The organism is Caulobacter sp. SLTY (assembly GCF_009905535.1).
In the GTDB taxonomy this organism is placed as follows: domain Bacteria; phylum Pseudomonadota; class Alphaproteobacteria; order Caulobacterales; family Caulobacteraceae; genus Caulobacter.
Genome location: NZ_JAAALA010000003.1, coordinates 1 through 12,417, shown reverse-complemented (window position 1 = coordinate 12,417; position 12,417 = coordinate 1). Strand labels below are relative to the sequence as shown.

Annotated in this window: 10 protein-coding genes and 2 pseudogenes; 2 read left to right on the top strand and 10 right to left on the bottom strand. The window is 69.7% G+C overall.

All coding sequences use genetic code 11. The features are described 5' to 3' along the window. Positions 1-108: 108 nt before the first annotated feature. The 9 genes and pseudogenes from GVN21_RS02180 to rsfS all read right to left on the bottom strand — a co-directional run bounded on the left by GVN21_RS02180 (position 109) and on the right by rsfS (position 7,645). The gene (locus GVN21_RS02180) at positions 109-294 is read right to left on the bottom strand and encodes a hypothetical protein (protein WP_166573066.1); all 186 of its coding nucleotides are present in this window, start codon (positions 292-294) and stop codon (positions 109-111) included. 64 nt (positions 295-358) lie between these two features. Continuing rightward, positions 359-1,093 (bottom strand): alpha/beta hydrolase, encoded by a 735-nt coding sequence (locus GVN21_RS02175; RefSeq protein ID WP_166573212.1) that lies wholly within the window; start codon positions 1,091-1,093, stop codon positions 359-361. Positions 1,094-1,116: 23 nt separating this feature from the next. Beyond that, positions 1,117-2,256 (bottom strand): annotated as a pseudogene (locus tag GVN21_RS20660) (alpha/beta fold hydrolase); the annotation flags it as partial. 36 nt (positions 2,257-2,292) lie between these two features. Beyond that, positions 2,293-2,748 (bottom strand): annotated as a pseudogene (locus tag GVN21_RS02165) (RNA pyrophosphohydrolase); the annotation flags it as partial. A gap of 17 nt (positions 2,749-2,765) precedes the next feature. Beyond that, the gene (locus GVN21_RS02160) at positions 2,766-3,962 is read right to left on the bottom strand and encodes a divergent polysaccharide deacetylase family protein (RefSeq protein ID WP_166573065.1); all 1,197 of its coding nucleotides are present in this window, start codon (positions 3,960-3,962) and stop codon (positions 2,766-2,768) included. Positions 3,963-4,236: 274 nt separating this feature from the next. Beyond that, positions 4,237-5,607, bottom strand: coding sequence for a S41 family peptidase (locus tag GVN21_RS02155; RefSeq protein WP_166573211.1), 1,371 nt, complete (start codon positions 5,605-5,607; stop codon positions 4,237-4,239). A 74-nt stretch (positions 5,608-5,681) separates the two neighbouring features. Beyond that, positions 5,682-6,728, bottom strand: coding sequence for a peptidoglycan DD-metalloendopeptidase family protein (locus tag GVN21_RS02150; protein WP_166573064.1), 1,047 nt, complete (start codon positions 6,726-6,728; stop codon positions 5,682-5,684). A 60-nt stretch (positions 6,729-6,788) separates the two neighbouring features. Then, positions 6,789-7,253 carry a 23S rRNA (pseudouridine(1915)-N(3))-methyltransferase RlmH gene (rlmH, locus tag GVN21_RS02145; protein ID WP_166573210.1) on the bottom strand — a complete coding sequence of 155 codons (465 nt, stop codon included), beginning with the start codon at positions 7,251-7,253 and terminating at the stop codon, positions 6,789-6,791. Further along, positions 7,250-7,645: a ribosome silencing factor gene (gene rsfS, locus GVN21_RS02140; RefSeq protein ID WP_346764206.1), complete on the bottom strand. Its 396-nt coding sequence runs from the start codon at positions 7,643-7,645 to the stop codon at positions 7,250-7,252. Before rsfS ends, rlmH begins: the two co-directional genes overlap by 4 nt. Positions 7,646-7,800: 155 nt before the next feature. Between rsfS and GVN21_RS02135 the strand changes: the two genes are divergently transcribed. After that, complete coding sequence (locus GVN21_RS02135; protein ID WP_166573062.1) at positions 7,801-10,344, top strand: ATP-binding protein; 2,544 nt, start codon at positions 7,801-7,803, stop codon at positions 10,342-10,344. A gap of 15 nt (positions 10,345-10,359) precedes the next feature. Here the strand turns inward: GVN21_RS02135 and GVN21_RS02130 are convergent, their stop codons facing one another. Next, a complete protein-coding gene (locus tag GVN21_RS02130) occupies positions 10,360-10,905 on the bottom strand; it encodes a YbjN domain-containing protein (protein WP_166573061.1) in 546 nt (181 codons plus the stop codon). Positions 10,906-11,124: 219 nt separating this feature from the next. On the opposite strand from GVN21_RS02130, the gene fliB reads away from it, so the two are divergent. Beyond that, entirely contained in the window at positions 11,125-12,300 is a 1,176-nt protein-coding gene (fliB, locus tag GVN21_RS02125; RefSeq protein ID WP_166573060.1) for a flagellin lysine-N-methylase, read from the top strand. Positions 12,301-12,417: the final 117 nt, after the last annotated feature.

Below are 12,417 nucleotides of genomic sequence, written 5' to 3'. Positions count from 1 at the left end.
GAGGGAACCGGGTTGCGCCTGCAGGCTCTCATGCGTTTCATCGCCGCCCTTGCCCCCATGGCCGCATTGGCTCTTGCCGCCGGCCTGGCCCTGCCGGCGGCGGCCCAGTCACCGGTCACGGCCCAGGCGGGCTTCCGGCAGAGCCTCGACGCCTGCCGCGCCATCGTCGAGGCCAAGGGCGCCGCCGCCACCGTGAAGTCCGCCACGGCCGCGGCCGGTCTGATGGCCAGTTCCCCCGAACCGGCTAATCTTCAGAACCACTTCTTCGAGGGCGCTCCCCGAGAACAAGGGCATCCACGCGGACTTCCTGTCGCTGTACGGCAGGGTCTGGATCCTCCCGCCCGACGGCAAGGGTTGATCAGGCGGCGGCCCGCAGGGTCCGGTCCAGCCAGCCCAGGCAACGGTCCGCGACCGTGTCCCAGCCGGGCTCGGCCGGCAGCCAGTGGCTCATCTCGGTGAACGTCTCCATCGTCCCGCTCAGGCGCGCGGCGGTCTGACGGACGGTGGCGGGCGGATGGATCACGTCCCGGCCGCCGGCCACGGCCAGCACCGGCAGGCCCGGCGTAGCACCCACCTGGGTGGTCATGAACGGGTCCAGCCACCAGTTCAGCGTCTCCCACAGGGCCCGGCCGCTTTCAGGGACCATGCGGGCGAAGGCGGCGTCGCGCGCCTCGCGGGACATCCGGTCCAGGCTGTAGTTGCGGGCCAGGTGATAGTCCGGGGCTATGGACTGCAGCCAGAAGGGGCCCAGGGCATAGAGGCTGATGGCGCTGGCGCCCTCTTCCATGGTCGAGCCGTAGACCCCCCAGGGCGCCGAGGGGGCGAGCAGGATCATCGCCGCCGGCTTGGCGCGCGCGGCGGCCAGCTGGCAGGCCAGGCCCCCCAGCGAATGGCCGATCAGGATCGGGGCGGCGTCGAGCGCCTGGCAGTGGCGAATCACGGCGTCGGCATAGTCGCGCATCGACAGGCCGGCCGGATCGCCGCCGGGACCGTGGCCGGGCAGGTCGGGCGCGACCACCTGGTGGCCGGCCGCCTCGAACGGCCGGCGGAAAGCCTCGAACACCCAGCCACCGCAAAAGGCGCCATGGACCATGACGATCGGCGAGGGGGAATAGCTCAAGACTTCGGCTTTGCGGCGGGCTTCTTGGCGGCCGGTTTCTTGGCCGGAGCCTTCTTGGCGGGGGAGGGCGCCGCCTTTTCGGGGGCTTGGGCCTTGGCCTCCGGCTTGGCGGCGGTGGCCTTGGGCTTGGCCGGCGCCTTCGCCGCCTTCGGTTCAGGCTTAGCCGGCGCCGCCTTGGCGGGCTTGGGCGCCTTGGCGACGGCCGGCTTGGCCGCTGACGGCTTGGCCTTGGCCGCTGCCTTCGGTTTGGCGGGGGGCGGCTCGGCCTTGACCGGCTCAGTGGCCTTTGCCGCCTTGGGCTTCGGCGCGGACTTGGGTTTCGCCGGCGCCTTGGCCGGCTTTGCGGCGACGGCCGGCGGCTCGGCGCTCAGGCTCTTGCTGTCCAGCCAGGCGGCGATGTCGGCGATCACCTTGTCCGTGCCCGGCTCGTCGATGATCCAGTGGGCGTTGTCGGGGTATTCGCGGTAGTCGCCCCCGACCTTGCCGTATTTTGCGCCGACCCGGCGAACGTCGGCGATCGGGGTGGCCCGATCCTTGGCCGCGCCGATGGTCAGCACCGGCACGGTGACCTTCGTCTCGTCGATCACGGCGATCTTGCTCGGGTCCCGGTCGGGATAGGCGATGTCGGAATAGACCCCGCCGCTGTCATGCACGGCCCCGGCGTAGATCTCGGCGTGGCGCTGCTTGGGCACCCTGTTAAGGACGCCCCAGTTGAACCCGGTCCGCCAGATCTTGTGCGACTTGGTCTCCGGCGAGCCGGCGAACAGCACATTGGCGAAGGTGAAGGCCTGGGCCGTCGAAGCGCCCGACCGGCAGTCGGCGGGCGAGGCGGGGGTGATCAGAATCGCGGCGCGGCCGACGCCCCGCTCGGCCAGCTTCTGGGCGATCAACCCGCCCATCGAATGGCCCATCAGAACCGGCGGCTGGCCGGTCTCGGCCTCCAGCTGGCGGGCCAGGGCCTCCATGTCGTCCACATAATCGCTCAGCCGGATCTTTGGCAGGTCGGCCGGCGGCTTGCCCGCGGTGCGCTTGTCGGGCCGCAGGGTGGGCGTCTCGACCCGCCAGCCCTTGGCGCGGAACGCCGGCGCCAGCCGGTCCCAGGCGGCGCCGGTGCAGCCTATTCCGTGGATCATCAGGATCGCACCGCTCATCGCCGTCCCCGCGTGGTGTCTGAAGGCCTTGACCACCTGGTCATAGGCGGCTCGTTTGAAGGGTATGACGAGCCCCGGCGCCTCGTCGAGTCGGCCCCAGCGCCAGGCGTCGAATTCCGGCGGCGGATGGGCCCCCAGGTCGACTTCCTTGTCCTTGCCGGTGAAACGCAGGGCGAACCACACCTGCTTCTGCCCCTGCCAGCCCTTGGCCGCCTTCGAGCCCTGGGCGTAGTGGGGAAAGTCATAGACGATCCAGCCCTCGGTCCGCCCCAGCACCTTGACCGAGCGGACACCGGTCTCTTCTTCCAGCTCACGCAAGGCGGCGGCCTCGAAGTCCTCGCCCTCATCGACGCCGCCTTGCGGGAACTGCCAGCTGTGCAGGCCCTCGGTCTTGGCCCGGCGGCCAAGCCAGACGCGGCCGTCCTTGTTGAACAGCACCACGCCGACGTTTGGACGATGTTTGGGGAAGTCGCTCACGACCCCCTCAATGACAGCTACCGCAGGAGAGCGGAAGCGGGCGCGAGCTGGAAGCCGCGGTCTTCCAGCGAGCGGGCCCAGATCGCGGCGCTTTCGAGCGTCACCGGATAGGCGAAGCCGGAGCCGAGCGCCTGGCCGCGGGAACGGGCGCTGGCCTCCAGGGCGCCGAACTGGCGAGCGATGGCGTCGGCCGACAGGTCCTCGTCGACGATGCGATCGGCGCTGGCGCGGGGCGGACCCATGCCGCGCTTGGCGGCCAGGCCGTCATCGATGAAGGCCACACCCCGGGCCTTCAGCGAGCCGGAGAAGGCGTTCATCGCCGGGCCCGAGGTCACGAACCGGCTGCCCAGATAGTTGGTCACCCCGAAGTAGCCGGTGGCGCGGGAGAGGACCCATTCGGTCTTCTTGACGATCTCGGCGGGCGCCCCGCCGGCCAGCAGGGTGTAGGGGCCGGGATCGTTCTGGGGATAGTCGTTCGGCTCCATCGGCGCTTCCAGCAGCACCTCATGGCCATGGGCGCGGGCCAGGTCGATCCACTGCTGCAGGCCCTCGGCATAGGGGGCGAAGGAGAGGGTCACCTCCGGCGGCAGCAGCTCGATGGCGCGGCGGGTGTAGGCGGGATTGAGGCCCAGCCCGCCGATGATCAGGGCCACCTTGGGCTTGCCGTTGGGGGTGAAGGGCCGGGCATAGGCCTTCCACGGCGCGCGGCCGTCGCCGCCGATGATCGGCAGGAAGCCGTTGCCGGGGCCGGGTGCGGTCAGGCCGGCGATGGGGGCCTGGGGCAGGGCCGACGAGGCCGCCGCGATGCCGGGGCCATCGCCCTCCAGCCGCCCGCCGCCGGGCAGGGTGATGATGGCCGATCCGCCCATGGAGCCGGCGTCGGCCAGCTGGATCGGGTCTTCGGACAGTTCGAGCTCGTCGGTGGTGACCTCGGCGGTTTCCTCTTCGGTCCCCAGGCCATCGACCCAGCCGGGCACCTTGGCTCCCGCCGTCGCCGCCTGGGCCAGCGACAGGCGAACCACCGGCGTGCCGGCCTTGGCGTCGCCCATCACCAGCACCAGGATGGTCAGGGTCAGCAGGAACAGCCCCGCCGCCCCGCCGGCGCTCAGCCAGGGGTTGGCGGCCAGCCGCAGGGCCGCGGCCTTGGCGCCCTCCAGGCGCGAGGCCGGGGCGGGCGGCGGACGATGCGAAATCTGCGGCTTGCGCGAGAACATGGACGGGCGCCAGGGACTGATGGAGGCGACCCCAAACTCGCGCGTTATGGTTAATGAAGGGCTTAGGTTCTTAAGGGTTCGCCTCGGGGCTCCCTTCTCCCCTCGCGGGAGAAGGTGTCGCCGAAGGCGACGGATGAGGGGGCGCGCCGTCCTGAGACACAGTGTGTCGCAATCGTCTCATCGCGGCTTGAAGAGTCATCGACCCCTCATCCGGCGCTTCGCGCCACCTTCTCCCGCAAGGGGAGAAGGGACACTCACGGCGGTTGAGCCAATCTTACTTCTTCGGGGTCGTCCCGGTCTTGGGCACGACGCCGGCCATCTTCGGCTGCGGCTTGGGCAGCTTCGGGGTGGCCATGACCGAGCCGTTCTTCAGGACGTCAATGGCCCGGGCCAGTTGGAAGTCCTTCTTCTCGTCGAAGCTTTCCGGCGGCGCCTCGGCCGGCGTATGGGCCGCGCGGCGCTCCTTGCCTTCCTCGGCGTCGAGGGAGTTGCGCAAGCTGGCTTCGCTGAACTGGAAGGCCTTGTTGGCGATCAGTTCGGCCTGCTCGCGGGTGGCGGCGACCTCCAGGTCCGGCTCGATGCCGGTGCGTTGGATCGACTTGCCGGACGGGGTGTAATACCGCGCCGTGGTCAGCTTCACCGCCCCGTCCTGTCCGCCGCGCAGCGGAATCACCGTCTGCACCGAGCCCTTGCCGAAGCTGGTCAGCCCGACCACCTCGGCCCGCTTGCGGTCCTGCAGGGCGCCGGCGACGATCTCGGCCGCGCTGGCCGAGCCGTTGTCGACCAGCACCACCACCGGCAGGCCTTCGAGCAGGTCGCCCGGGCGGGCGTTGTAGCGTTCGATGTCGCGGGCGTCGCGGCCGCGCTGGCTGACCACCTCGCCGCCGTCCAGGAAGATATCGGCCACGCCCACGGCCTGGTCGAGCAGGCCGCCCGGGTTGCGGCGCAGGTCGAAGACCAGACCCTTCATCTTCGGGTTCTTGGCCTTCAGGTCCTTGATCGCGGCAATGGTTTCCTCGGTCGCCTTCTCATTGAAGGTCGACAGGCGGACGTAGCCGTAGTCGCCCTCCATGCGGGAGGTCACCACCCTCTGCTTGATCACTTCGCGTACCAGGGTGACGTCGAAGGGATCGGACTTCTCGCGGGCGATCGACAGGGTGACCTTCTCGCCCGGCTTGCCGCGCATCTGCTTGACCGCCTCGCTGACCGGCATGCCCAGCACGCTCTGGCCGTTCACGGCGGTGATGTAGTCGCCGGGCTTCAGGCCGGCGCGATCGGCCGGCGTGCCGTCCATCGGCGAGACGATCTTGACGACCCCGTCCTCGCTGGTGATCTCGATGCCCAGCCCGCCGTATTCGCCGCGGGTGGTCTCCTGCATGTCGTCGAAGCCGGCCGGGGCCAGATAGCCGGAGTGCGGGTCGAGCGAGGAAAGCATGCCCTCCAGGGCCGCCTCGATCAGCTTCTTGTCGTCGACTTCCACGACATACTGCTTCTCGGCCAGCTCCAGCACGTCGCCGAACAGCTCCAGCATGCGGTAGGTCTCGGCGCGCGGCTTGGCGGTCGCCTGGGCCTGCTGGCTGACGTAGGCCATGGATCCGGCGCCGAGGGCGAAGGCGCAGGCGCCGATAATCAGGTGCTTCTTGATCATGGCCGGAACTCTAGAACTCCCTTTGCGGCCTCTTTCGGGCCGCGCGATGCGACATTTCAACCATATAACGCTTAACGGTCTGACAGCCAGCGGGCCGGATCGACCGGAGTCCCGTCGCGACGGAGCTCAAGATACAGTTCCGGCGCGCCGCCCGCACTTGCGGCCATGCGCCCCACCGGCTGGCCCGCCGTCACCGGCGCCCCGGCGGCGACAACCGCCTGATCCAGCCCGCCCAGCACCAGGTGGAAGCCCTCCGGGGTTCGTACGATCAGGATGACCCCCCAGCCGGTCACCGGCCCAGCGAATTCAACCCGTCCTTGAACCGGACTGACCACTTCGCCGCCCGCCTGGGCGCGCAGCCACAGGCCGGGCGAGTTGGGCGCCGAATATCCGCGCACCACCTGGCCCTGGACCGGACGCCTCAGGGCGCCGGGACCCTGGCCGCTGGCCCGGCGCGGGAAGCTGTCGACCAGGCCGCCCGGAGATCCGGCCTCGCGGCCGACCGCCTGGGCGTCGGGATAGCGCTGCTCGATCTCCCGCTGCTGGGCCAGCAGCCTTTCGAGGTCGCCGCGGCGCCCGGCCATCTGGCTCTCGGCGGCGAACAACTCGGCGTTGGCCCCGGCCGCCTGGCGGCGCAGGGCGCCGATCTCCCGCGCCTCGCCGGCGAAGGCCTTGGCGCGGCGCTCCAGTTCCGGGGTCATGGCCCGCATCAGGATGGCGGCCCGCACCGCGTCGCGGGCGTCGTCGGGGCGGACCAGCAGGGCCGGCGGCGGGTCGCGCCGGAACAGGGTGAGGGCGGCGAACAGCCCGCCCAGCCGAGAGCGCTCCCGGGCCATCTGGCCGGTCAGCGCTGTTTCGCGGGCGTTGAGCAGGGCCAGCCGTTGGCGGGCGGCCTCGACATCGGCCCCGTCCCGCGCCTGGCTGCCCGCGATCCGGCGCAGGTCCTCGCGCAGGGCGGCGATCTCCCGGCGGGCGGCCTCGCGGCTTTCGGGGTCGGCGGCGCCGGCCGGAGCCATCACCAGCATGGCGTTGGCCGAAGGCGCGTCCGCCGGCTCCTGCGCCGAAGCGGCGGTCAGGATGCTCAGGACGAGGATGGAGGCCAGGGCCACGGGGCGCATAGGCCGACTTCTACACAGTTCAACCTTCCGGGCGAAGCGGTGGCGCAGAAACTGGAGCGGTCAATCGCGGTGGTAGGGGCTGCCCGCCAGTATCGTCACCGCGCGATACATCTGCTCGGCCAGCATTGCCCGCGCCAGCGCATGCGGCCAGGTCTGCGGTCCGAAGGCCAGGGTTTCGTTGGCGGCGCTCAGGATCGACGCATCCAGCCCGTCCGCCCCGCCGATGATCAGCACCAGCCGCCGCGTCCCGCCATCGCGCAACGCCGCTACCCGCCCGGCGAAGGCGCGGCTGGTCCAGGCCTTGCCATGCTCGTCGCAGGCGATGACGTGGGCGTCCTTGAGGTGCGGCAGCAGGACTTCGGCCTCGGCGGCCTTGCCGGGCTTGCGGGCTTCGACTTCGTGGATATCGAAGGGGCCGAGGCCCAGCGCCCGCCCCGAGGCGGTGGCGCGCTGGACGTAGTCTGCGGCCAGGGCGGCGGCCGGATCGCGACCCAGCCGCCCCACGGTCAGAACGGTGACCTTCAGTTCGCCGCCTTGATGTGGTTGCTGTCGACCGACCAGATCTTCTCGATGTTGTAGAAGGTCCGCACTTCCGGCCGGAACAGATGGACCACCACGTCCCCGGCGTCGATCAGCACCCAGTCGCAGTGCGGCAGGCCTTCGACCCGCGCGCGGCCATGGCCGGCGTCCTTCAGGGTCCGCAGCACATGGTCGGCCAGCGCGCCGACATGGCGGTGCGAACGGCCGGACGCCACGATCATGGAGTCGGCCATCGGGCTCTTGCCCTTCAGATCGATCAGCACGATGTCCTGAGCCTTGTCATCGTCCAGCCGGGACAGAATCAGGTCTTCGAGCGAGCCCGGTAGGGCTTCGTCGGTGGAGGCCGAAATAGTGGCTTCCTGCGCCTGGGGCGCCAACTCGCGGTTCAGCGGAGTGCTCCTTGTTCTCTCGCTACAAGCCGGACCCATAGCAGGTTTTCCACCGTCCGTCAGGCGGATGATTCTGTCGCCCAGGCGACTACCCGTTTCAGGTCATACCAAATCTAAACCCCCGTTCTGGTAGAGCGCGGACAATGCGCGCCAGAACGACGTCCATTTCCCGCCGGTTCCTGATCAGCGTCGGCCTGCTGTCGGTGGCGCTGACCCTGGTCGCCTTCGGCGCGGCCTTCCTGGCCTTCCAGCAGGAGCTGGAGCGGCGCGAGATCGCCTATCTGTCCGACTATGTCGCACAGCGCGCCAACCAGGAAGAGCGCCGCTTCACCGACCTGGCCGCGGCCCAGCGCGACGCCGCCAATGCGCTGACGACCCGCATGGCGCACCTGACCGACGCCCAGACCAACCGCCTGTTCGACGAACACTTCCCGCTGCGGGCCGACGGCACCCGGCGTAGCCGCGACGCCGCCTTCGACGGCGACCCGCGCCCTGGCGGCAACTATGTCTATGGCGTCGGCGCCTTCGTCCGCGACGGGGCCAACCTGTCGATGATCCAGAAGAAAGCCCTGGTCGCCGCCTATGTGGTCGTGCCCCGCTTCGGCGAGGCCCTGGTCGCCAGCTACGACAATTTCTATTTCTTCACCCCAGACACCCGGCTGGTGATGTTCGCGCCCAAGCGGCCCGACCGGCTGATGTTCTACAGGCACGAGGCGCCCGCCGACCTCGACATCTCCAAGGAGGAGATGAGCCGGATCACCACGCCTGCCCTCAACCCCGCCCGCGCCATCCGCTGCACCAACCTCCAGCGCCTGGTCCAGGAAAACGCCGGCGAGCGGATGGCCACCGGCTGCATGACCCCGGTCGATGTGCAGGGCCAACACATCGGCGCCTTCGGCTCCTCGATCGAGCTGTCGGGCTACTTCATGCGGGCGGTCAAACACACCACCCGCGGCGCCGCCAACCTGATCGTCACCGGCCAGGGCGAACTGATCGCCTATCCGGGCTTCGCCACCCCCGGCAAGGCGCCGGAGGCCACCCTGGCAGCCTATGAGAAGGACATGGGCCTGCGCGAGCTGGTCCGCCGCATCAAGGCCACGGGCGCCCCGCGCGGCGTGATCCACAGCCCCGACGGCCGCTATATCGTCGCCTATGGCGAGTTGCGCGGGCCGGGTTGGTACTTTCTCATCCGCCATCCGGCCAGCGCGGTCACCTGGGCGGCCGCCAAGTCGGCGTCCTGGATCCTGGCGCTCGGGCTGATCGCCGCCATGTTCCAGGGCCTGCTCGTCATGGGAATGGCGAGGCGGGCGATCGCCGAGCCGCTGGGCCGTCTGGCCGCCTACGCCGAGGCTCGTCGCCACGACACCCAGGCGCCGACCAACCAGGACGCCGAAACCCAGCTCGCCGCCATCGAGGCCCGCACCGACGAGATCGGCGCCCTGGCCCAGGCGCTGAAGGCCGCCCGCGACCAGGCTTCCCAGGTGATGGACGAGCTGGAGGAAAGGGTCCGCGTCCGCACCGCCGAGCTCGAACGGGCCAACCAGGAAAAATCCCGCTTCCTGGCCAACATGAGCCACGAACTGCGCACCCCCTTGAACGGCGTGGTGGCGGTCTCCGAGACCCTGGCCCGCGAACAGACCACTGCGCGTGGCCGCGAACTGGCCGAGCTGATCGTCTCATCCGGCCGCCTCCTGGAACAGGTGCTGACCGACATCCTCGACTTCTCCAAGATCGAGGCGGGCGAGCTGCGGCTGGAGGTGGGGCCCTTCGACGTCCGCACCCTGGTCGACCGCATCGGCGCCCTGCATGCCGAGGCCGCCGCCGCCAAGGGCCTCAAGCTGGACTGGACGGTCGAGCCCTCCGCCGCCGGCGTCTGGCTGGGCGATGGGGTGCGGATCACCCAGATCCTCTCCAACCTGCTGTCCAACGCGGTCAAGTTCACCGAGGGCGGCGAGGTCACCCTGCATGTGGGACGGCGAAATACCGGAGTGGGCGACACGGGCCTCGCTTTCAGCGTCAACGACACCGGCATCGGCTTCGACGACGAGACCGCCGCCCGCCTGTTCCGCCGCTTCGAACAGGCCGACGCCTCGATCACCCGCCGGTTCGGCGGCACCGGCCTGGGCCTGGCTATCTGCCGCTCCCTGGCCGAGCTGATGGGCGGCCGGATCGAGGGCTTCTCGCGGCCCGGCGAGGGCTCCACCTTCGTGGTCACCCTGCCCCTCGAACAGGCCGGCGAGGCCGCCCCCGCCGAGACCGCCGAGACCGCCGAGGCCGATGTCCAGGGCGTCCACATCCTGCTGGCCGAGGACCACCCCACCAACCAGCGCGTCGTCCGCCTGATCCTCGAAGCCGCCGGGGTGCGCCTCGATATCGTCGAGACCGGCGCCGCCGCTCTGAGCCGCCTGTCCGCCCAGGCCTACGACGCCGTCCTTATGGACATGCAGATGCCGGAGATGGACGGTCTCACCGCCACCCGCCTCCTGCGCGAGCGCGAGCGCACCCTGGGCCTTGCCCGCACCCCGGTCATCATGCTGACCGCCAACGCCCTGGACGAACACGTCCAGGCCAGCCTGTCCGCCGGCGCCGACGCCCACCTGACCAAGCCCGTCCGCGCCGACAGCCTGCTGGCGGCCGTGGCGGCGGCGCTGGAACCTGCGGAAACGGAACTGGCGGCGGTGGGCTAAGGGCTACCCCGGCCGTCAGGTCTCGATGGCCTTCGCCTGTTCCCGGTACTCTTCGACCAAGGCGTCATAGCCGCCCAGGAAGTTGTCGAGGTTCGACTCCAGGTTCTTCTCTGTCACCCCGCCGTCGACCATCACGTAATTCTCGAAGATCAGGCCCTTGCCGTCCTTCGACACATAGGCCCTGCCGACGTAGTACTCGCGATTGTACTCCTCCGCCGTGCGGCGGGCGACGGCCAGGTCGCCGGGATCCAGCTCCATCCAGGCGACGAGCAGGATCCCCAGGCACCCCTTGGGGCCTTCATCCTGGTCACAGACCCGGAGGTCCGCCGACATGTAGAACGGCGTCTTGTCCGTGGCCTGGATCGTATAGGTCGGCTTCCTTCCCTCCTCGACCTTGTGGGTGATGAGCTTGGTCTTGAAGCCCGCCTTCTTGAAAACCGCCTCCAGCTGTTTGGGCGTGACGGTGTAGTGGACTTCCGCCTCCCCCTTGCTCGGTCGATCGGCGGCCTGAACCGGCGCGGCCGCCATTAGCACCGCCAACATCGCCAGCATGCGCGCCATCTCGATACCCCCCTCACTAACGCGGCTGCGGCGCACCGGCCGCCAAAGCCGGCGCCGCCCCCGGAACAACCCAGCCCAATTAGATACACACTCCCGGCCAATCCTCATCCGCGAATTGGATGGCCGCGCACTTTTTGCGAACGGGGGCGATGGTTGACGGCGTGACTGAGTCGGCGCCACGGTCGGGCCAGGTCTCAGGCGGCGGGCGACCACAGCACGATGAACGCGCCGAAATACCTGTCCACCTTCAGCTGCGTGGGCTCGGCGTGCGAGGAGACCTGCTGCTCCAGCTTCCAGGTCGACATCGATCGCGCGACGTTCAAGACCTACATGGCGGTCAAGGAGCCCGGGCTCGGCCGTGATCTCCAGAGATATGTGAAAAAACTCAGGGAGCCGCGAGCGCCGGGCGCCTATGCGCGCATCAGCCTGACGCCCTCCGGCGCCTGCCCCTTCCTCGACGAGGCCCGGCTCTGCTCCATCCAGAACCGGCTGGGGGAGGGCGCCCTGTCCGAGACCTGCCGCGCCTACCCCCGCGAGACCTGGGAGCGCGATGGCCGACGCTACCTGGGCGCAAAGCTGTCCTGCCCGGAAGCCGCGCGGCTCTGCCTGTCGGCCCCCGACGCGATGGCCTTCCCCGATGACCGCGACCAACGCCCGGCCGAGGATGGCGCGACCGCACGCTGGGCCGTTCACGCCGCGATCGAAGAGGTCACGCGCGACCGCGCCCTGCCGGTCTGGAAAGCGATCCTGTTCGCAGGCGTGGTCACCGAGACCTTCTTGTCCGATGATCCGCCGGCCGTACCCGCAGACAGCGACCTGCTCCAGTCGATCCGCGCCTACACCGCCCAGACCCGGCAAGCGCTCTTGGCGGAAGACTTCGCCATCGGCGACCAGGCGCTGCTGCAGTTCCGGATCCTGACCGGCATCGCTCTGTCCGCCTCGGCTAAGGGCAGCGCCCACAACCGCTTCCCGAAAATCGTGCAGGCCTCGCTCGACACCATCATGGCCGGCGCGGAGGATTTCGACGGCGCCCTCAGGCAATATGCCGTCCTGTACGAAACCCGGTTCAAGCCGTTCGACGACGCCCACGACTACGCGCTGCGCAACTTCGTCCTCAACTACCTCTATCTCAACCGGGTCTTCCTGGCCGGGCCGGTCCTGCCGCAGTTCCAGAACCTCGCCGTCCGCTTCGGTGTCCTCCGCCTGTTGCTCGTCGGCCTGTCCGGCGCCCGCCCCGAGGGCCTGACCCTCGCCGACTACGCCGCCGTGGTCTCCTCCGCCTCACGGATCATGGACCACGACGCCACTGTCAGCCCGGAAATCTGCGCCGCCCTCGACGCCGTCGAACCCCGTTCGGTCTCCCTCGCCGTCAGGATGGTGATCCCGCCGGCATAGGCCATTTCGATCCGCCCTACCGGGTGCCCCGCATCCGCTCCCGCATCGCCGTGGAGGAGGCGAAATTGAAGGGGCCGCTCAGGTAGACCCAGGCCGGGGCGGTCATCACGGGAAGGA